General features: G+C 70.6%; 13 protein-coding genes and 1 tRNA gene. 5 read left to right on the top strand and 9 right to left on the bottom strand.

What is annotated here, in order from left to right; genetic code table 11:
• Positions 1-36: 36 nt before the first annotated feature.
• Positions 37-297, bottom strand: a complete 261-nt coding sequence (locus NUH29_RS01560) for an HPr family phosphocarrier protein (RefSeq protein ID WP_258797112.1) — start codon at positions 295-297, stop codon at positions 37-39.
• A 51-nt stretch (positions 298-348) separates the two neighbouring features.
• Positions 349-3015 carry a DNA polymerase I gene (gene polA / locus NUH29_RS01555; protein WP_258797111.1) on the bottom strand — a complete coding sequence of 889 codons (2667 nt, stop codon included), beginning with the start codon at positions 3013-3015 and terminating at the stop codon, positions 349-351.
• 62 nt (positions 3016-3077) lie between these two features.
• Here polA and NUH29_RS01550 point away from each other — a divergent pair, with 62 nt between their 5' ends.
• Positions 3078-3503, top strand: a complete 426-nt coding sequence (locus tag NUH29_RS01550) for a PaaI family thioesterase (RefSeq protein ID WP_258797110.1) — start codon at positions 3078-3080, stop codon at positions 3501-3503.
• A gap of 124 nt (positions 3504-3627) precedes the next feature.
• Here the strand turns inward: NUH29_RS01550 and NUH29_RS01545 are convergent, their stop codons facing one another.
• Complete coding sequence (locus tag NUH29_RS01545; protein WP_258797109.1) at positions 3628-4233, bottom strand: ANTAR domain-containing response regulator; 606 nt, start codon at positions 4231-4233, stop codon at positions 3628-3630.
• Between the two features lie 62 nt (positions 4234-4295).
• Here NUH29_RS01545 and NUH29_RS01540 point away from each other — a divergent pair.
• Positions 4296-4378: transfer RNA gene (locus NUH29_RS01540), tRNA-Leu, on the top strand.
• Positions 4379-4392: 14 nt separating this feature from the next.
• On the opposite strand, the gene ppsA is transcribed toward NUH29_RS01540, so the two are convergent.
• Positions 4393-6774 carry a phosphoenolpyruvate synthase gene (gene ppsA, locus NUH29_RS01535; RefSeq protein WP_258797108.1) on the bottom strand — a complete coding sequence of 794 codons (2382 nt, stop codon included), beginning with the start codon at positions 6772-6774 and terminating at the stop codon, positions 4393-4395.
• On the bottom strand, positions 6767-7210 hold the full coding sequence (locus NUH29_RS01530) for a pyridoxamine 5'-phosphate oxidase family protein (protein ID WP_258797107.1): 444 nt from the start codon (positions 7208-7210) through the stop codon (positions 6767-6769). Before NUH29_RS01530 ends, ppsA begins: the two co-directional genes overlap by 8 nt.
• 147 nt (positions 7211-7357) lie before the next feature.
• Here NUH29_RS01530 and mgtA point away from each other — a divergent pair, with 147 nt between their 5' ends.
• The 3 genes from mgtA (at position 7358) to NUH29_RS01515 (ending at position 11712) form a co-directional block, all read left to right on the top strand.
• Positions 7358-9946, top strand: a complete 2589-nt coding sequence (gene mgtA / locus NUH29_RS01525; RefSeq protein ID WP_258797106.1) for a magnesium-translocating P-type ATPase — start codon at positions 7358-7360, stop codon at positions 9944-9946.
• A gap of 77 nt (positions 9947-10023) precedes the next feature.
• Positions 10024-10866 (top strand): universal stress protein, encoded by an 843-nt coding sequence (locus tag NUH29_RS01520; RefSeq protein WP_258797105.1) that lies wholly within the window; start codon positions 10024-10026, stop codon positions 10864-10866.
• An 87-nt stretch (positions 10867-10953) separates the two neighbouring features.
• A complete protein-coding gene (locus NUH29_RS01515; protein WP_258797104.1) occupies positions 10954-11712 on the top strand; it encodes a class I SAM-dependent methyltransferase in 759 nt (252 codons plus the stop codon).
• A 51-nt stretch (positions 11713-11763) separates the two neighbouring features.
• On the opposite strand, the gene pyk is transcribed toward NUH29_RS01515, so the two are convergent.
• The 4 genes from pyk to lgt form a co-directional block, all read right to left on the bottom strand.
• Positions 11764-13221: a pyruvate kinase gene (gene pyk / locus NUH29_RS01510; protein WP_258797102.1), complete on the bottom strand. Its 1458-nt coding sequence runs from the start codon at positions 13219-13221 to the stop codon at positions 11764-11766.
• Between the two features lie 52 nt (positions 13222-13273).
• Positions 13274-14731 carry a glutamate synthase subunit beta gene (locus NUH29_RS01505; protein ID WP_258797100.1) on the bottom strand — a complete coding sequence of 486 codons (1458 nt, stop codon included), beginning with the start codon at positions 14729-14731 and terminating at the stop codon, positions 13274-13276.
• Positions 14732-14733: 2 nt separating this feature from the next.
• Positions 14734-19341: a glutamate synthase large subunit gene (gene gltB, locus NUH29_RS01500; RefSeq protein WP_258797260.1), complete on the bottom strand. Its 4608-nt coding sequence runs from the start codon at positions 19339-19341 to the stop codon at positions 14734-14736.
• Between the two features lie 110 nt (positions 19342-19451).
• Complete coding sequence (gene lgt, locus NUH29_RS01495; protein WP_373317425.1) at positions 19452-20537, bottom strand: prolipoprotein diacylglyceryl transferase; 1086 nt, start codon at positions 20535-20537, stop codon at positions 19452-19454.
• Positions 20538-20542 lie beyond the last annotated feature (5 nt).

Below are 20542 nucleotides of genomic sequence, written 5' to 3'. Positions count from 1 at the left end.
GGGTGCCGACGGAGCACACGGACCTCGGTCCCGTCGTCACTCCAGGTCGAGATCGCGTTCGAGCATCGCGGCGAGGGCCTCGAGGGCGGCCTCGTCGTCGCTCGACAGTGTCACCCGTTCACCGTGGTCGATGCCGAGCGAGAGCACCCCGAGGATGCTCGCGGCGTTGACGCTGCGGCCGGATGCGGTGGTCAGCATGACGGGCACGGAGGTCTGCGCGGCGGCCTGCGAGAACAGCGCGGCGGGCCGTGCGTGCAACCCGACGCTCGAGGCGACGACGACGGTGCGCTCGGACATCGGCTCTCCTCTCGGCTCCTTCGCCCCATCCCAGGTGCGGATGTGTTCCGTCTAGTGTGCGGCAGCATCCCAGTTCGGGCCAGTACCGACCTGCACATCGAGCGGAACCGACAGCTCGGCTGCGCCCGCCATCCCGTCGGTGACGATCGTGCGCATCCGGTCGAGCTCGCCCGGCGCGACCTCGAACACGAGCTCGTCGTGCACCTGCAGCAGCATGCGCGACTCGAGCTGCTGCGCGCGCAGCTCCGCGTCGATCGCGAGCATCGCACGCTTGATGATGTCGGCCGCCGAGCCCTGGATGGGCGAGTTGAGCGCCTGGCGCTCGGCGTTCTCGCGCAGCACGCGGTTCGTCGAGGTGAGGTCGGAGAAGGGCCGACGACGGCCGAAGATCGTGGTGGTGTAGCCGTCGACGCGCGCCTGCTCGACGACGCCGCGCAGGTACTCGCGCACGGCCCCGAAGCGGGCGAAGTAGTCGGCCATGAGCTCCTTGGCCTCCGAGACCTCGATGCGCAGCTGCTTCGAGAGCCCGAACGCGGACAGGCCGTAGGCGAGCCCGTACGACATCGCCTTCACCTTCGTGCGCATGACGGGGGTGACGTCGGCCGGGTCGACGCCGAAGATGCGGGCGCCCACGAAGCGGTGCAGGTCCTCCCCCGAGCGGAAGGCCTCGATGAGCCCCGCGTCCTCCGAGAGGTGCGCCATGATCCGCATCTCGATCTGCGAGTAGTCGGCCGTGAGCAGCGTCTCGAACCCCGCGCCGGCGAGGAACGCCGAGCGCACCTCGCGGCCGACCTCGGTCTTCACGGGGATGTTCTGCAGGTTCGGGTCGTTCGACGAGATGCGGCCGGTGGCGGACCCCGTCTGCTCGTAGCTGGTGTGCACGCGGGCGTCGGACCCGATCGCCGTCTGCAGCGTCTCGACGATCTGCCGGATCTTGGTGGCGTCGCGGTGCTGCAGCAGCAGGGCGAGGAACGGATGCGGATGCTGCTCCTGCAGGTCGGCGAGGGCCTGCGCGTCGGTCGAGTAGCCGGTCTTGTTGGCCCGCGTCTTCGGCATGCCGAGCTGGTCGAACAGCACCTCCTGGAGCTGCTTGGGTGAGCCGAGGTTCACCTCGCGCCCGATCTCGGCGTACGCCTGCTGGGCGATGTCGGCCGCCTGGGCGCCGAGGCGGCTGTTCAGCTCGCCGAGCACCGCATCCGACACCGTGATGCCCTGCACCTCCATGCGCGCCAGCACCGGTACGAGCGGCACCTCGATGTCGCGCTGCACCGAGAGCGAGCCCGGGTCGAGGCGCGCGTCGAGCTCGGCCTGCAGTCGCACGAGGTACCACGCCTCGGTGGCGGGGCTGAGAGCCTCGGTCTCGGGCACGAGCTGGCTCGGGTCGGGCTCGGGGAGCGTCTCTCCGAGGTAGTAGTAGACGAGCCCGCCGAGGCTGTCGGCCTTGGTCGAGGGGCGCAGCAGCCACGCGGAGAGCGCGGTGTCGCCCGCGACGCCCTCGAGCGCGAGGCCCTGCGCGCGGAGCGCCTTCAGCTGACGTTTCGCGTCGTGCAGGTACTTGGGGGCGTCGGACGCCAGCCACGCCTCGAGTGCCGTGTAGTCGGGGCGCCCCGGAGCCCACGGCACCCAGGCGGTCTCGGTGAGGCTCGCGATGCCGAAGCCCTCCACCTGGCCGTTGACGGTCGCCACCCGCAGCCCGAGCGGCATTGTGCCGCCCTGCGACTGCGTGCCGAGCCACTTGGCGAGCTCCTCGTCGATCATGGTGCGCACGACGGGGGCGCTGATGGCGCTCGCTTCGTCGCCGTCCGCCTCGACGAGACCCGCATCCGCCGCCGCGCCCTCGATCTTGAAGACCCGGTCGAGCAGGGTGCGGAACTGGAGTCGGTCGAACACGGCCCGCACGGCCGTCGGATCGATGGGCTGGCGCTCGAGGTCGCCCGGCGCGAGCGGCAGCTCCACGTCGCGCACGAGGCGGTTGAGGCGGCGGTTGCGCACGACGCGGTCCTGCTGGGTGCGCAGGTTCTCGCCCACGACGCCCTTGATCTCGTCGGCGTGGGCCAGCAGCTCCTCGACGGTGCCGTACTGCTGGATCCACTTGACGGCCGTCTTCTCGCCGACCTTGTCGACGCCCGGCAGGTTGTCGCTCGTCTCGCCGACCAGTGCGGCGATCTCGGGGTACTGCTCGGGGCGGATGCCGTACCGCTCGATCACCGCATCCGTGTCGTAGGTCTTGAGCTCCGAGACCCCGCGCACGTTCGGGTAGAGCAGCGTGATGTCGTCGTCGACGAGCTGGATGGTGTCGCGGTCGCCCGAGACGACCAGCACGCGGTAGCCGTCGGCGGCGCCGCGGGTGGCGAGCGTCGCGAGGATGTCGTCGGCCTCGAAATCCTCCTTCGAGAGCGTCTTGATGTTCATCGCGTGCAGTGCCTCTTCGAGCAGCGGCACCTGGCCGACGAACTCGGGGGGCGTCTCGCCGCGGGTGCCCTTGTAGTCCTCGTACTCGCGCGTGCGGAACGAGAAGCGCGAGATGTCGAACGCGACCGCGAGGTGGGTGGGCTTCTGCGCCTGCAGCAGGTTCAGCAGCATCGAGATGAAGCCGTGGATGGCGTTGGTGTGCTGACCGTCGCGCGTCACGAAGCTGTCGACCGGCAGCGCGTAGAACGCCCGGAACGCCAGCGAATGGCCGTCGATGAGCAGGAGCGTAGGCTTTTCTTCCGGCACGCGGCCAGCCTATCCGCAGGCCCCGACACCCCACCGACCGTCCCGACCCCGATGGAGCGCCCATGGTCATCCTCCCGCCCGACCTCGACCCGGAGCTCGTCGCCCGGCTGGCCGACTCGGGGGGCGGACAGCTCGCGAAGAAGATGGGGATCGAGTTCCTCGAGCTGTCCGCGGCGCACTCGGTGGCCCGGATGCCGGTCGAAGGCAATCGCCAGGTCGTGGGGCTGCTGCACGGCGGTGCCCACGTGGTGCTCGGCGAGTCGCTCGGGTCGATCTCGTCGGCGATCCACGCGGGGCCGGGACGGATGGCCGTCGGCATCGAGATCAACGCCACCCACTCGCGGTCGATGACCGAGGGGTGGGTCACCGGAACCTGCACGGCCCTCGTGCTCGGGCGCACCCTCTGCACGCACGAGATCGTCATGACCGACGAGCAGGGGCGCCGCCTCTCGACGGTGCGGATGACGAACTACCTGAAGGACAGGTGACTGCCCGCTGATTGAGTAGCGAGCGGAGCGAGCGTGTCGAAATCATGCTCCGGGGAGCGCTGAGATCTCGGCACGCGGCTTCGCCGCTACTCGATCTGACTGGGCGCGGCTCCGCCGCGTCCAGTCACTTCTTGGGCGCGAGCTGGTCGATGATCGCCTGGGCGACGTCGTGCATCGTGAGGCGCCGGTCCATCGACGCCTTCTGGATCCAGCGGAAGGCCTCCGGCTCCGAGAGCCCCATCTTCTCGTTGAGCAGCCCCTTGGCGCGGTCGACGAGCTTGCGGGTCTCGAAGCGCTCGACCATGTCGGCGACCTCGGCCTCGAGCGTCACGATCTGCTGGTAGCGGCTGAGCGCGATCTCGATCGCCGGCAGCAGGTCGTTCGGCGTGAAGGGCTTCACGACGTAGGCGAGCGCGCCGGCCTCGGAGGCCCGCTCCACGAGCTCCTTCTGGCTGAACGCCGTGAGCAGCACGACCGGCGCGATGTGGTTCTTGGTGAGCCGCTCGGCCGCCGAGATGCCGTCGAGCTGCGGCATCTTGACGTCCATCACCACGAGGTCGGGGCGCAGCTCGGTGGCCAGAGCCACGGCGGTCTCGCCGTCGCCCGCCTCACCGACGACGTCGAAGCCGTTGTCGCGGAGGATCTCGACGATGTCGAGGCGGATGAGCGACTCATCCTCGGCGACGACGACGCGACGGGGCGCGGTGGGGGTTGCTTCGGTGTCACTCACCCTTGAATCCTACGGTAACGTCAGGTTGCCGCGGCGACTCCGGATGCGGGTCGCCGGCACCGGCCGGTGTGGCGGAATGGCAGACGCGACCGACTCAAAATCGGTTGTCCGTGAGGGCATGTGGGTTCGAGTCCCACCACCGGTACTCCCCGCGGTGATTCAGCCGGCAGGCACCGCCTCGATCCGCGCGAGCTGCTGCGCCGTGCGCAGGAAGCTGTCCGGGTTCAGCGAGATCGAGTCGATCCCGTGCTCCACGAGGAACTCGGCGAAGGCCGGATGGTCGCTCGGCGCCTGGCCGCAGATCCCGACCTTGATGCCGGCGGCGTGCGCGCCCTCGATCGCCATGGCGACCATCCGCATGACCGCCGGGTCCTGTTCGTCGAAGAGTGCGGCGAGCGATCCCGAGTCGCGGTCGACGCCGAGGGTCAGCTGCGTCAGGTCGTTCGATCCGATCGAGAACCCGTCGAAACGCCGCGCGAACTCGCGCGCCAGGATCACGTTCGCCGGGATCTCGCACATCATGTAGACCTGCAGGCCGTCGACGCCGCGCTCGAGGCCGTTCTCGGCCATGACGGCGAGCACCCGGTCGGCCTCGGCCACGGTCCGGCAGAACGGGATCATGACGATCACGTTTTCGAAGCCCATGTGAGACCGAACCTCCCGGATCGCGCGGCACTCGAGCGCGAAGCCGTCGCGGTACCTCGGGTCGTAGTAGCGCGAGGCGCCCCGGAAGCCGATCATCGGGTTCTCCTCGGGCAGCTCGAACGCCTCGCCGCCGAGCAGGTGCGCGTACTCGTTCGACTTGAAGTCGCTCATCCGCACGATGACGGGTTGCGGGTGGAAGGGGGCCGCGAGCTTCGCGATCCCCCGCGAGAGGACGTCGACGAAGTAGTCGGAGCCGTTCGCGTACCCGCGGGTGATCTCGTCGATCCGCGCACGCGCATCCGGGTCGGTCACCCGCTCGGGATGCGCGAGCGCCATCGGATGCACCCGCACGGCGTCGGTGATGATGAACTCCATGCGCGCGAGGCCGACCCCCGCCGCGGGGAGGCGCCACCACTGGAACGCGGCCTCCGGGCTCGCGATGTTGACCATGAGACGCGTGCGGGTGGGCGGCAGATCGCCGAGGTCGACGACCTCCCGTTCGAACGGCAGGACCCCGTCGTAGACGCGGCCCACCTCGCCCTCCGCGCAGCTGAGGGTCACCGGGCGCCCGTCGGCGAGCACGGAGGTGGCGTCGCCCGTGCCCACGACCGCGGGGATGCCGAGCTCCCTGCTCACGATGGCCGCGTGGCTCGTGGTGCCGCCGTGCTCGGTGACGATGCCCGCGGCGCGGGCCATGACCGGAACCCAGTCGGGGTCGGTCATCTCGGTGACGAGGATCGACCCGTCGCGGAACAGCTCCATCTGGGACGGGTCGCGGATGACGCAGACCTCGCCGCTCGCGATCCCGCCGCCGATCGCCGCCCCCTCGGTGAGCACCGGTCCGGAGCCCGTCAGCCGGTAGACGGAGAACGACGACGCCGATCGGGTGCTGTGGACGGTCTCGGGCCGCGCCTGCACGAGGAACAGCTCGCCGGTCTCGCCGTCCTTCGCCCACTCCATGTCCATGGCGCGTCCGTAGTGACGAGCCACCGCCGTTGCCCAGCGGGCGAGCTGCAGGATGTCCGCATCCGACAGCACGAGCGCCTCGCGCTCCCGGGTCGAGGTCGCGACCGTGCGGGTGCGCGCGCTGCCGCCCCGGCCGTAGACCATCTTCTGCTCCTTCGCGCCCCGCCTGCGCTCGATGATCGGCGCGAGCGCCGGATTCTCGAGCAGGGGCGTGAAGACCATGTAGGTGTCGGGGTCGACGATGCCCTGCACGACGAGCTCGCCGAGGCCCCATGCCGCGCTGATGACGGCCGCGCGCTCGAAGCCGCTCTCGGTGTCGAGCGAGAACATGACCCCGGATGCGCCGAGGTCGCTGCGCACCATGCGCTGCACGCCGATGGAGAGCGCGACGGAGAGGTCGTCGAAGCCCTTGAGCCCGCGGTAGGTGATCGCGCGATCCGTGAACAGCGACGCGTAGCAGCGACGGCAGGCGTCGAGAAGCTGGCGCTCCCCCACCACGTTGAGGAACGTCTCCTGCTGCCCGGCGAAGCTGGCATCCGGGAGGTCCTCCGCGGTGGCGCTGCTGCGCACGGCGACGGCGAGCTCCTCGACGCCGCTCGCGCGTGCGAGCTCCCGATACGCGGTGCGGATCGCCTCCGAGAGCGATTCCGGCATCTCGGCCGCGAGGAACGCCTCGCGGATCGCCTCCCCCGCCGCCCGCAGGGTCGTCCGACCGCTTCGGAAGCCGTCGAGCTCGGCCGTGATCCGGCTGGCGAGATCGTTGTGGGCGACGAAGGAGCGGTAGGCGTCCGCCGTCGTGGCGAAGCCGTCGGGAACCCGCACGCCGGCGCTCGTGAGGGCGGCGCGCAACTCGCCGAGCGAGGCGTTCTTCCCGCCGACGAGCGGCACATCGCCCATCCCGACCTCGGCGAACCACATGACCTCAGACATAGGATTCCGGCTCCGATCCGAGACGGAACACGCGTCCCGTCACCTCGTCGGGACGCACCCGCACCCAGCGGAGCTTGCGGGTCGCGGTCCACGGCCGCAGCGGCAGCGCCGAGGCGTAGTCGATGTCGGCGGGCGCCTCGAGCCGCTCGGCGCGCCCCTTGACGATCACGCTGAACGCGGCCGCCCCGTCCGGGTCGACCCCGTCCACCTCGAGCGCCACCTGCGGATGGTCGGAGAGCTCGGTGAGCTTCGTGCCCGGTCCGGTTCGGAAGTAGATGCGGGTGCCGTCGACCACGTAGTTGACGGGGAAGATCTCGACCCCGCGCCCGCTCGCGACCGCCAGCCTTCCGTACTCCGTCCGCTCGAGCACCTCCCAGCAGAGCTCGAGGCCCATCTCGCCGACGGGCCCGTTCGCCCGCGCTCGGTTCAGAAGCACCTGCGCATCCATGACCACTCCCTCGTGTCGTCTCCGCACCTCCAGAGTCCTCTCCCGCTCGGGTGCGGGGAGGGTCGAAGGTCACATGGGATCGCGGTGTGACTTTCGTCCTGTCCGCGTGCGGGCGCTGCGGAGGACCATGTGGACGTGCCCGCCGCTCCTGAACCCCTTCGCGGCCGCGGTGACGCCCTCGAGGCGTACTGGAGCCTGACCCCCGCACGGGTCCGGGCGCTGCTGGGTGCTCCCGCCGACGGACTCGACTCGGCGGATGCGGCCGAGCGACTCATCCGATACGGGCCGAATCAGGTGGACCCGCGTCGGCGCCACAGCGGCTGGCGGCTGCTCGCCCGCCAGTTCCTCAATCCGATCGAGATCATCCTGGTGATCGCCACCGTGCTGGCCGGGTTCCTGGGCGACTGGACCGACAGCGGCATCATCCTGGTGATCATCCTCGCGTCGGGCGTGCTCGGGTTCGTGCAGGAGCAGAACGCCGGGCGTGCGGTCGAGGCGCTGCTGGCGAGCGTCGAGGCGAGTTGCACCGTACGCCGCGACGCGACGTCGAGGTCGGTGCCGGTTGCCCGGATCGTGCCCGGCGACCTGGTGCTGGTCCGTGCGGGCGACCTCATCCCGGGCGACTGCGTCGTCGTGACGGGGAACGGGCTCACCGTCGACGAATCCGCCCTCACGGGAGAGACGTTCCCCGCCGAGAAGCGCCCGGAGGCGGTACCACCCGAGACCCCGCTCGGGGAGCGGGTCGGCGTGGCGCACCTCGGCACCCACGTCGCCTCGGGGTCCGGCTCGCTCCTCGTCGTCCGCACCGGGTCGTCGACGGAACTCGCGGCGATCGCCGCCCGTCTGTCCGACGCGCGGTCGAGCACCGGCTTCGAGAAGGGGATGGCTCGATTCGGCCTCCTGCTCTCGCAGGCGATGCTCGTGCTCGTCGTCGTGATCTTCGTCGTGAACCTCGTGCTACGGCGACCGCCGATCGACGCGGCGCTCTTCTCGCTCGCGCTCGCCGTCGGGCTGACCCCGCAACTGCTGCCGGCGATCGTCGCGATCGGCCTCTCGCAGGGTGCACGGGCGATGGCCCGACGGCGGGTGATCGTGCGGAGACTCGACGCGATCGAGGACATCGGATCGATGTCGGTGCTCTGCTCCGACAAGACGGGGACGATGACCGAGGGGCGCATCACCCTGGCCCGCGCCCTCGGCCTCGACGGTGAGGACTCCCCCGAGGTCGCCGAGCTCGCCGCCCTCAACGCGGGCCTCCAGGTGGGCTGGGCGAACCCCATCGACCAGGCGATCCTCGCCGCCCATCCGACCCCCGTCGCCGCGGTGGCCGTCGGCGAGCTTCCCTACGACTTCCTGAGGAGACGGATGACCGTGCGTGCTCTCGCGGCACCGGGGTCGGCGCCCGTGCTCGTGACCAAGGGGGCGCTCGGAGCCGTGCTCGAGGTGTGCACGCACGCGGCGACACCCGAGGGGGTCGTGCCCATCGCACGCGCTCTCGACGTGGTGCAGCGCCTGCAGGCGGAGGCCGCCGACGAGGGCTTCCGCGTGCTCGGGGTCGCCACCCGCGCCATCGCCGGGGACGGTGAGCTGACAGCGGAGGACGAGTCGGACCTGACCTTGATGGGGCTCGTGACGTTCGCCGACGCCGTGAAACCGGATGCCGAGGCGACCATCCGCGAACTGGGGCGCAGCGGTGTCTCGGTGCGGATGGTGACCGGCGACGGTCGCCTGGTGGCCCAGCACGTGGCGCGCCAGGTCGGGCTCGACACGTCGATCGTGTACACCGGGCACGAGATCGACGCCACCGGCGACGACGCCCTCGCGCGGGCGGTGGAATCGGTCCACGTCTTCGCCGAGTTGAACCCCGTGCAGAAGGAGCGGGTCATCCGCGCCTACCGCCGGGGCGGTCACGTCGTCGGCTATCTCGGCGACGGCATCAACGACGCGCCTCCGCTGCGCGCCGCCGACGTGGGGATCACGGTCGACACCGCCGTCCCCGTCGCGAAGGAGTCGGCGGCCGTGGTGCTGCTCGACAAGAGCCTCGATGTGCTGCTCGACGGCACGCGCCAGGGACGGCGCACCTTCGCCAACACGATGAAGTACATCTTCGTGACGACGAGCGCGAACTTCGGCAACATGCTGAGCATGGCCGTGGCCTCCGCGCTGCTGCCGTTCCTGCCGCTGCTCGCCGGGCAGATCCTGGTGATCAACCTCCTCAGCGACCTGCCCGCGACGATGATCGCGACGGATGCCGTCGACGAGAGCCAGCTGCGTCGCCCGCAGCGCTGGAACCTGCGGCTCATCCGCAACTACATGATCGTGTTCGGGGCGCTGTCGAGCGTGTTCGACCTGCTGACCTTCGCGGTGCTGCGGCTGGCCTTCCACGCGGGTGCGAGCGAGTTCCGCAGCGCCTGGCTGCTCGGGTCGATCCTCACAGAGGTCGGGGTGCTCTTCGTGCTGCGCACGCGCGGACCCTTCTTCCGCAGCCGCCCGGGCACGGGGCTCATGGTCGTGAGCGCTCTCGTGGTGGCGGCAGCCGGCTGGCTGCCGTACTCGCCCCTCGCGGTGCCGCTCGGGCTCGTGCCCGTTCCGGGCGAGCTGCTCGCCGTGGTGATCGTGGTGACGATCGCGTATCTCGCCGCGAACGAGCTGCTCAAGCACTGGTTCTGGGCGTGGGGCGCACCGCCGCGCGCGGCGGCATCCCGCGCCCCCGCCTCCACGTGACCTAGGTCCCTGCCCTCCGCGACCTGTCGGGAGTACACCGAGACTCAGGACCTCATCCACCGAAGAAGGAGTGGGACATGTCCGGAATCATCATCGTCGGAGTCAGCGGGAGCGAGCACGCCCACCCCGCGATCGCCTGGGCCGTCGATCACGCGACCACGCACGCGACGCGCCTGGAATTCGTCCACGTCGTCGACGTCGGCCGGGTCTTCGCCGGAACCTCGCTCGCGAGCGAGGCGGTGGTCGCCGCGGAGGAGCGGATCACCGAGATCGCGGAGCGCGTCATCTCGCAGCATCCGGAGCTCACGGCGACGGGCGTCGTCGTGGTCGGCGGCTCCGAACGCGCACTGGTGGAGCACGCGCGCGACGTCGGCGCGTCGCTGATCGTCGTCGGATCGCACGCGGATCGCGGCGCGCTCGCCGAGGTCTACAGTCGGCGTGCGGCGCGGATCGCCGCCTCCGCCGACTGCACGGTCGTCGTGGTGCCCTCCCCCGTCGACCCGCGCGGCCGGATCGGGGTCGTGGTCGGCGTCGACGGGTCGGAGGTCTCCGCGCAGGCGGTTCGGTTCGCCGCGGAGGAGGCGAGCATCCTCGGTGAAGCGCTGACGGCCGTCTACGCCGCCGAACTGCCCTGGCCGTGGGGAGTCGAGCCCCAGCCGGCGCGTTTCCCGCGCAGCGTCGACGACGAGGTCGTGCTCGCCGAGGCCCTCGCCGGCATCGCCGAGGACCATCCCGACCTCGAGGTGCGACGGAGCCTGCCCGGCGCACATCCGGTGGAAGCCCTCGCCCTGGCGGCCGCGGGTGCCCGGCTGCTGGTCGTCGGCAGCCACGGGCGCCCGGCGGCGGGTCGCCTCTGGTTCGGATCCGTCGGTTCGGACCTGCTGCTGCGCATGCCGTCGCCGATAGCCGTGGTGCGCTGAGCTCTCAGCTCCGACCGCGGTCAGCGAGGGAACGGGAGGGTCCGACGTCGTAGGGGCCGCGCCTGCCCGGCGGCGTAGCATCCCGCCATGGCCTTCGATGTCGCCGGGGAGGCGTACGACCTTTTCATGGGCAGGTACTCGATCCCGCTCGCCCAGCTGCTGATCGCGGAGGTGGGCATCGCCCCGGGCGATCGCGTGCTCGACGTGGGGTGCGGGCCGGGCTCGATGACGAGCCTGCTCGTCGAGATCCTGGGAGCGGAGCGGGTGGCAGCCGTCGATCCCTCGCCGCCGTTCGTCGAGGCCGTGCGGAGGAGGCTGCCCGGAGTCGCGACCCACCTCGCGGGCGCCGAGCTCATGCCGTTCCCCGATACGGGCTTCGACGCGGCGATCGCGAACCTCGTGGTGCCGTTCATGGCGGACCCGGATGCCGGGCTGCGCGAGATGCGCCGTGTCGTGCGGGACGGGGGTGTCGTCGCCGCGACGGCGTGGGACCACATGGGGGCGGGTGCGCCGCTCGCCCCGTTCTGGTCGGCGGTCATCGCCGTGGAGCCCGACGCGCTCGACGAGTCGACGCAGGCCGGTGCGGGCGAGGGCGACCTCGAGACCGTGCTCTCGACCGCCGGTCTGCGCGAGGTGCGGGGGCTGTCGTTCACCGTGCGGGTGACGCATCCGACCTTCGAGGACTGGTGGGAGCCGTACACCCTCGGTGTCGGGCCGGCGGGCGACTATCTGCGGCAGACGGCACCCGAGCTGCGTGCGCGGATCGAGGAGAGCGCGCGCGAACTGCTCGGCGGGGGCCCGTTCGACGTGACCGGCCGCGCATGGTGCGCGATCGGGGCGCGCTGATCCCGGAGACGACCGACGGCGCCGCCCCGAGGGACGGCGCCGTCGAGGCGATCAGTCGGCGTGGTCGCCCGACTCCCACACGGGGGTGAGCTTGTTGACGGCGTCGCCGACGACGTGCACGCGCAGGTCGTTCGTCGACCCGGGGATCCCGGGAGGGGACCCGGAGATCACGACGACGCGGTCGCCGATCGCGGCCAGCTCGTTCTCGAGCAGGATCTCGTCGACCTGCTTGTACATCGCATCCGTGTGCTTGACCCGGTCGACCTTGAACGACTCGATGCCCCAGGTGAGGTTCATGCGGCGGCGGATGGCGTCCTCCGGAGTGAACGCGAGCATCGGGATGTACTCGCGCAGGCGCGACATGCGCCGTGCGGAGTCGCCCGACTCCGTGAAGATGCAGAGGTACTTCGCCTCGACGAACGCGGCCACCTCGGCGGCGGCGAGGGTGATCGCGCCTCCCTGGGTGCGGGGCTTGGTGCCGAGCGGTGCGATGCGCTCGAGGCCGTGCTCCTCGGTCGATGCGATGATGCGCGCCATGGTCTGGACGGTCACGACCGGGTACTCGCCGACGCTGGTCTCGCCCGAGAGCATGACCGCGTCCGCGCCGTCGAGCACCGCGTTCGCGACGTCCGAGGCCTCGGCGCGGGTCGGCACCGGCGAGTGCGTCATCGACTCGAGCATCTGGGTGGCGACGATGACGGGCTTCGCCATGCGACGGCAGAGCTCGACCGCGCGCTTCTGCACGACGGGCACCGCCTCGAGCGGCAGCTCGACGGCCAGGTCGCCGCGGGCGACCATGATGCCGTCGAACGCGTCGATGATCTCCTCGAGCGCGTCGACCGCCTGCGGCTTCTCGATCTTGGCGATGACGGGGATCTTGCGACCCTCCTCCGCCATGATCTCGTGCACGCGGGTGATGTCCCGGGCGTCGCGGACGAACGAGAGGGCGATGTAGTCGGCGCCGAGCTTCAGGCCCCAGCGCAGGTCGGCCTCGTCCTTCTCGGACAGCGCCGGCACGTTGACGGCGACACCGGGGAGGTTGATGCCCTTGTTGTTCGACACGGGTCCCGCGACGATCACCTCGGTGCGCACCTGCACCCCGTCGGTGTCGAGCACCTGCACCTTGACCTTGCCGTCGTCGATCAGCAGGAAGTCGCCCGGCTTCACGTCCTGGGGCAGCCCCTTGAAGGTGGTGCCGACGAGCTCCTTGGTGCCGGCGACGTCCTCGGTCGTGATGGTGAAGATGTCGCCCACCGCGAGCTCGTGCGGGCCGTCGGCGAACTTGCCGAGGCGGATCTTCGGCCCCTGGAGGTCGACGAGCACGGCCACCGGCTGGCCGGCATCCGCTGCCGCGCGGCGCACGTTGGCGTAGATCTCCTCGTGCACGTCGTAGCTGCCGTGGCTGAGGTTCATCCGGGCGACGTTGACGCCCGCCTCGATGATGGCGCGGAGATTCTCGTAGCTCGACACTGCGGGTCCCAGTGTCGCGACGATCTTGGCTCGTCTCATGATTCCTTCGGTGTGGTGTGGGTGGTGCGGATGGCGCCGGGTGAGCGGATGCTCAGAGACCGAAGCCGCGGTCGGTGGGTCGGACGGGGGCGGGGAGCTGCGTCTCGCCCTCCAGGTAGCGGTCGACGGACGCGGCGACGGCGCGGCCCTCGGCGATCGCCCAGACGATGAGCGACTGGCCGCGTCCGGCGTCGCCGGCGACGAAGACGCCCGGCTCGCTCGTCGCGTACAGGTCGTCGCGGACGACGTTGCCACGGGTGTCGAACGGCACGCGCAGCTGCTCGTCGAGGTGCTCGGGCTCAGGGCCGGTGAAGCCCATCGCGATGAGCACCAGGTCGGCGGGGATCTCGCGCTCGGTTCCCGACTTCGGCACCCGGCGACCGTCGAGGTACTCGGTCTCGGCGACGCGCAGGGCGCGCACCTCGCCGGCCTCGTTGGCGAGGAACTCGACGGTGGAGGCGAGGTAGACGCGCTCGCCGCCCTCCTCGTGGGCGGAGGAGACTTCGAACACCGTCGGGACCATCGGCCACGGCTGGTGCTCGGGACGCTCCTCCGGCGGCTGGAAGCCGATCGCGAGGTTGGTCACGCTCAGCGCCCCCTGGCGGTGCGCGGTGCCGATGCAGTCGGCACCCGTGTCGCCGCCGCCGATGACGACGACGTGCTTGCCGTGGGCGGTGAGCTGCTCGGGCACCGTGTCGCCCGCGACCACCTTGTTCTGCTGCACCAGGTAGTCCATCGCGAAGTGCACGCCGAGGAGGTCGCGACCCGGGATCGGCAGATCGCGGGGAACGGTCGACCCGGTCGCGATCACGACGGCGTCGTAGCGCTCCTTGAGCTCCGCCCACGAGATGTCGACGCCGATCTCGACGCCCGCGCGGAAGCGGGTGCCCTCGGCCTGCATCTGCGCGAGCCGCTGCTCGATCTGACGCTTCTCCATCTTGAAGTCCGGGATGCCGTAGCGCAGCAGGCCGCCGATGCGGTCGTCGCGCTCGTAGACCGCGACCGTGTGGCCCGCGCGCGTGAGCTGCTGCGCGGCCGCGAGCCCCGCGGGGCCCGAGCCGACGACGGCGACCGTCTTGCCGGTGAGACGCTCGGGCGGGTGCGGCTGCACCCATCCGCTCTGGAAGGCCTGGTCGATGATCGACACCTCGACCTGCTTGATCGTCACGGGCGGCTGGTTGATGCCCAGCACGCACGACGACTCGCAGGGGGCGGGGCACAGCCGCCCCGTGAACTCGGGGAAGTTGTTGGTGGCGTGCAGACGCTCGATCGCCTGCCGGCCCTCGCCGCGCCAGGTGAGGTCGTTCCACTCCGGGATGAGGTTGCCGAGCGGGCAGCCCTGGTGGCAGAACGGCACGCCGCAGTCCATGCAGCGGCCGGCCTGGCGTCGCAGCTGCGAGGAGTCCTGCGACTCGTAGACCTCTTTCCAGTCCATGATGCGGACGGGCACGGGGCGCCGGGCGGGGAGCTCGCGCTCCTGGACCTTGAGGAATCCCTTCGGGTCGGCCATCGTCAGCCCCCCGTCACTTCGAGGATGCGGCTCCACACGACCTCGCCGTCGGGGTCGAGCCCCTCGTCGGCGGCCTGCCGACGGGCTTCGATCACCGCGGCGTAGTCGCGCGGGAGCACCTTCACGAACTTGGACATGGTCTCCTCGGGGTTCTCGAGCATCCGCTTCGCGAGGGCCGAATCGGTCTCGGCGACGTGGGTGGAGAGCAGATCGGTGACGATCGCGATGTCGGCCGACTCGAGCGGCAGCAGCTCGAGCTCGCCGCTCGCGAGCGAGTCGCGGTTGACGCGCTCGGGACGCAGCTCGTACACGTACGCGGTGCCGCCGGACATGCCGGCGCCCAGGTTGCGCCCCGTGCCCCCGAGGATGAGGGCGAGGCCGCCCGTCATGTACTCGAGCGCGTGGTCGCCCACGCCTTCGACGACCGCTGTGGCGCCGGAGTTGCGCACCAGGAACCGTTCGCCGACGACGCCGCGGATGAACATCGACCCGCGGGTGGCGCCGTAGCCGATCACGTTGCCGGCGATCACGTTGCGCTCGGCGGGGAACACCGCGCTGCGCGGCGGGCGGACGACGATCTGGCCGCCCGAGAGCCCCTTGCCCACGTAGTCGTTCGAGTCGCCCTCGAGCCGCAGCGTGATGCCGTTCGGCAGGAAGGCGCCGAGCGACTGGCCGGCCGAGCCGTGGAGGGTCACCTGGATGGTGCCCTCGGGCAGGCCGTGCTCGCCGTGGCGCTTCGTCACCTCGTGGCCGAGCATCGTGCCGACCGCGCGCTCGGTGTTCTTGATCGCCAGGTCCAGCTCGATCGGCGTGCCGTGCTCGAGTGCGTCCGTCGCGAGGCGGATGAGCTCCCGGTCGAAGTGCTCCTCGAGCTCGTGGGCCTGCGGGCGGCGGTTCATGCGCGGCTCGTCGGCCGGGAACTCCGGCCCCTGCAGCACGGGGGTGAGGTCGAGACCGTCGGCCTTCCAGTGCTGCACGGCACGGTCGGTGTCGAGCAGCTCGGCGTGACCGATCGCCTCGTCGAGCGAGCGGAAGCCGAGCTCGGCGAGGTACTCGCGCACCTCCTGGGCGAGGAACTCGAAGAAGGTCTCCACGAACTCCGGCTTGCCGCTGAAGCGCGCCCGCAGCTCGGGGTTCTGGGTGGCGACGCCGACCGGGCACGTGTCGAGGTGGCACACCCGCATGAGGATGCAGCCCGACACCACGAGCGGGGCCGTCGCGAAGCCGTACTCCTCGGCGCCGAGCAGCGCGGCCACGATCACGTCGCGTCCGGTCTTCATCTGCCCGTCCACCTGCACCACGACGCGGTCGCGCATGCCGTTGAGCATGAGCGTCTGCTGGGTCTCGGCGAGACCGATCTCCCACGGCGTGCCGGCGTGCTTGAGCGAGTTGAGGGGCGACGCGCCCGTTCCGCCGTCGTGTCCCGACACGAGCACGACGTCGGCGAGGGCCTTGGTGACGCCCGCGGCGACCGCGCCGATGCCCGACTGGCTGACGAGCTTGACGTGCACGCGAGCCTCGGGGTTCGCGCGCTTGGCGTCGAAGATCAGCTGCTTCAGATCCTCGATCGAGTAGATGTCGTGGTGCGGCGGGGGCGAGATCAGCCCGACGCCGGGGGTGCCGCCGCGGGTACGGGCGATCCACGGGTAGACCTTCTGCGGCGGCAGCTGGCCGCCCTCGCCCGGCTTGGCGCCCTGCGCCATCTTGATCTGGATGTCGGTCGCGTGCGTCAGGTACATGCTGGTCACGCCGAACCGACCGGAGGCGATCTGCTTGATGCGGCTGCGGCGCTCCGGGTCGAGCAGGCGCTCGACGTCCTCGCCGCCCTCGCCCGTGTTGGAGCGCCCGCCGATGCGGTTCATCGCGATTGCGAGGGTCTCGTGCGCCTCGCGCGAGATCGATCCGTAGCTCATCGCACCGGTGTTGAAGCGGCCGATGATCGCCGAGATCGGCTCGACCTCGTCGATCGGCACCGGGGTGCGCTCCCCCGTCTTCAGACGGAACAGGCCGCGCAGGGTCATCAGGCGCTCGGCCTGCTCGTCGACCGACTGCGTGTACTCGCGGAACACGTCGAACCGCCGCGTGCGCGTGGAGTGCTGCAGCTTGAAGACCGTCTCGGGGCTGAAGAGGTGCGGCGGGCCCTCGCGGCGCCACTGGTACTCGCCGCCGGTCTCGAGGCGCTCGTGCACCTTCTCGCCGGAGTTCTCCGGGTAGGCGCTCTCGTGCCGCTCGCGGTTCTCCTCGGCGATCACGTCGATGCCCACCCCGCCCAGCAGCGTGGTGGTGCCCGTGAAGTACCGGTCGACGAACTGCTGGCTGAGTCCGACCGCCTCGAAGGCCTGGGCGCCGGCGTAGGAGCCGATCACCGAGATGCCCATCTTGGACATGATCTTCAGCACGCCCCTGCCGAGCGCCTTGATCAGGTTCGCCACGGCCTTCTCAGGCGTCACGCCCTGGATGATGCCGGTCGCGACGAGCTGCTCCGCGGTCTCCATCGCGAGGTAGGGGTTGATCGCGGACGCGCCGTAGCCGAGCAGCAGCGCCGCGTGGTGCACCTCGCGCGCGTCGCCGGTCTCGACGATCAGGCCGACCTGCATCCGGGTCTCCTGGCGGATGAGGTGGTGATGCACGGCGGCGAGCGAGAGCAGCGATGGGATGGGAGCCAGGTCGGCCGTGGAGTTGCGGTCGGAGATCACCAGGAACTGGGCCCCCGCGGCGATCGCGGCGTCCGCTTCGCGGCACATCTCGGCGAGACGCTGCTCCATCGCGTCCTCGCCGTCGTCGACCCGGTACAGGCCGCTCAGGATGTGGGTGAGGCGCGTGCCGTCGTCCTTGCCGATGCGGATGATCTTGGCGAGCTCGTCGTTGTCGATGACCGGGAAGTCGAGCACGATCTGGCGCGCATGCTCGGGCGTCGCGTCGAGCAGGTTGCGCTCGGGGCCGAGCCCGAGCTTCATGGAGGTGACGACCTCCTCGCGGATCGAGTCGAGCGGCGGGTTGGTCACCTGCGCGAACGCCTGCGTGAAGTAGTCGAACACGAGTCGGGGACGCTCGGAGAGCACCGCGATCGGGGTGTCGGAGCCCATCGCGCCGAGCGGCTCCGCGCCGTTCTGCGCCATCGGGGTGATGAGGATGCGCACCTCCTCCTCGGTGTAGCCGAAGGTGCGCTGGCGCCGGGTGACCGAGGCTGCGGTGTGCACGACGTGCTCGCGCGGCGGCAGCTCGGCGAGGGCGATGCGGTTGTCGTCGACCCAGGCGCGGTACGGCTCCGCGGCCGAGAGCTGCGTCTTGATCTCGTCGTCCTCGATGATGCGCCCCTCGACGGTGTCGATGAGGAACATCTTCCCGGGGCGCAGCCGCCCCTTGCGCACGATCTTGTCGGCCGGGAAGTCGAGCACGCCGATCTCGCTCGCGAGCACTACGAGGCCGTCGTCGGTCACCAGGAAGCGCCCGGGGCGCAGGCCGTTGCGGTCGAGCGTCGCGCCGACGAGCGAGCCGTCCGTGAACACGAGCGCCGCCGGGCCGTCCCACGGCTCCATGAGGGCCGAGTGGTACTCGTAGAAGGCGCGCCGGGCCGGGTCGATGTCGACCTGGTTCTCCCAGGCCTCGGGCACCATCATCATGATCGCGTGCGGGAGGCTGCGGCCGCCGAGGGTCAGCAGCTCGACGACCTCGTCGAAGGACGCGGAGTCGCTCGCGCCGTCCGACACGATCGGGAACAGCGGGCGCAGGTCGCCGAGATCCTCGGACTGCAGCTGGCTCTGGCGGGCGCGCATCCAGTTGCGGTTGCCCTGCACCGTGTTGATCTCGCCGTTGTGGGCGATCATGCGGAACGGCTGCGCGAGCGGCCACGAGGGGAAGGTGTTCGTGGAGTACCGCGAGTGCACGAGTGCGAGCTTCGTGGCGAAGCGCTCGTCCGAGAGGTCGGGGTAGAACGGCTCGAGCTGCAGCGTCGTGACCATGCCCTTGTAGACCAGGGTGCGGCTCGACAGCGAGGGCAGGTACGAGCCCAGCTCGCGCTCGGCGCGCTTGCGGAGTCGGAAGGTCTGACGGTCGAGCACGATGCCGGCGAGCGGCTTGCCGGCCGCGTCGCTGTGCTCGGATGCGACGAACAGCTGCTCGAAGGCGGGTGCGGCCTCGCGCGCGAGGGTTCCCAGGTGCGCGGGGTCGGTCGGCACCTCGCGCCAGCCCAGCACGCGCAGGCCCTCCTGTGCGGCGATCCCGCCGATGGCCTGCTTCTCCGCCTCGCGGGCGGCGTCGTCGAGCGGCAGGAACGCCATGCCGACGGCGTACTGGCCCACCGGCGGCAGCTCGAAGCCGACCACCGCTCGCAGGAAGGCGTCGGGGATCTGCGTGATGATGCCGGCGCCGTCGCCCGTTCCGGCGTCCGAGCCCACCGCGCCGCGGTGCTCCAGGTGCCGGAGCGCGTCGAGCGCGTTCGTGACGATGTCGTGACCGGCGGTGCCGCGGAGCGTCGCGACCATCGCCAGCCCGCAGGCGTCCTTCTCGAAGCGCGGGTCGTACATCCCCTGCGCCTCGGGGATCGCGCTGAAGCGCGCATACGGGTTGCGGACACCCGAGGGGGCGGGAGTGCTGCCGGGCTGCGCCATGGCTACCGTCCTCACGTTGGAACTGGAAGTGGGACGTCGGTGGCCCAACTGATGAGAGGGAGTGCCGGAACCGCCGGGGCGGGCCGGGTCGTCAGCGAGGTGCGGGTAACTCAGCTTGATCGGGTCGAACCGCTTGTGGCGGCAGCTTCGGTGAGCTCCGCGGCGCCATCGCCCGGCTCGTCATCATCCGAATCCGAATAGGTGTCCTCGGAGTCTACCGCAGCCGACGGCTCGGGTCGGCGACCGGGCTGGTAGACGTCCGGTTCGACGCCCAGGTGACGGCGGCTCTGCACGGCGATGATGATGATGCCCAGCACGACGGCGCCGAGCGCGGCCCAGACGTTCGAGCGGATGCCGAAGAAGGTGTCGCTCGGGTCGAGGCGGATCGACTCGAACCAGCTGCGGCCCACGCCGTACCAGATGAGGTAGAGGCCGAGCACCTTGCCCCACTGCCAGAAGTCCTTGCGCACGAGGGTCGGCAGGCGGCGACCCGCCACCCGCACGATCTTTTCGGTGAGCAGGATGATGAGCACGAAGCCCGCGACGTTCCAGATGATCTCGTAGAGGAAGGTCGGGTGGAAGAGCACGTCCTCGGGGATGCCGACGGGGATCGCCGGGTTGGGGCGGTCGATCTCGAGGCCCCACGGCAGGTCGGTGGGGAGGCCGAACAGCTCCTGGTTGAAGTAGTTGCCGAACCGGCCGCACGCCTGGGCGATGAGGAGCCCGGGGGCGATCGCGTCGGCGACGCTCCAGAAGCGGAGGCCGGTGATGCGGCATCCGATCAGCACGCCGATGGCACCGCCGATGAGCGAACCGAAGATGGCGCCGCCGCCCTCCCAGATCGCCCAGATGCTGCCGGGCTGGAACGGGTTCCACGGGTTGTCGTGCCCCGGTCCGAAGTAGTCGCCGAGGTGGGTGGCCACGTGGTACAGCCGTGCGCCGATGATGCCGAGCACGACGGCCCAGATGCCCACGTCGACGATGACCCACGGCTCGGCGCCCCGTCGCGTGAGACGACGGTTCGCGATGACCACCGCGGCGAAGATGCCGACGATGATGACGAGGGCGTAGGTGGTGATGCGGATCGCCCAGTCCTCGGGCACGAACGGCATGATGCCGTGCAGCCACTCGCCGATCGGGATGTGGATCTGCTTCCAGTCCGGCGGAGGGCTCGGGATGCTGACGGGGGCTGCGATCACGG

The organism is Protaetiibacter mangrovi, from assembly GCF_024752305.1.
Classification (GTDB): Bacteria; Actinomycetota; Actinomycetes; order Actinomycetales; family Microbacteriaceae; genus Homoserinibacter; species Homoserinibacter mangrovi.
This window is presented reverse-complemented; position numbering and strand designations above follow the sequence as displayed.

Bases quoted from the DNA above. Each gene is read 5' to 3' on its own strand.
- NUH29_RS01560 (WP_258797112.1), bottom strand. From the start codon at position 297: ATGTCCGAGCGCACCGTCGTCGTCGCCTCGAGCGTCGGGTTGCACGCA.
- NUH29_RS01550 (WP_258797110.1), top strand. From the start codon at position 3,078: ATGGTCATCCTCCCGCCCGACCTCGACCCGGAGCTCGTCGCCCGGCTG.
- ppsA (WP_258797108.1), bottom strand. From the start codon at position 6,774: ATGTCTGAGGTCATGTGGTTCGCCGAGGTCGGGATGGGCGATGTGCCG.
- NUH29_RS01520 (WP_258797105.1), top strand. From the start codon at position 10,024: ATGTCCGGAATCATCATCGTCGGAGTCAGCGGGAGCGAGCACGCCCAC.
- NUH29_RS01515 (WP_258797104.1), top strand. From the start codon at position 10,954: ATGGCCTTCGATGTCGCCGGGGAGGCGTACGACCTTTTCATGGGCAGG.
- pyk (WP_258797102.1), bottom strand. From the start codon at position 13,221: ATGAGACGAGCCAAGATCGTCGCGACACTGGGACCCGCAGTGTCGAGC.
- NUH29_RS01505 (WP_258797100.1), bottom strand. From the start codon at position 14,731: ATGGCCGACCCGAAGGGATTCCTCAAGGTCCAGGAGCGCGAGCTCCCC.
- gltB (WP_258797260.1), bottom strand. From the start codon at position 19,341: ATGGCGCAGCCCGGCAGCACTCCCGCCCCCTCGGGTGTCCGCAACCCG.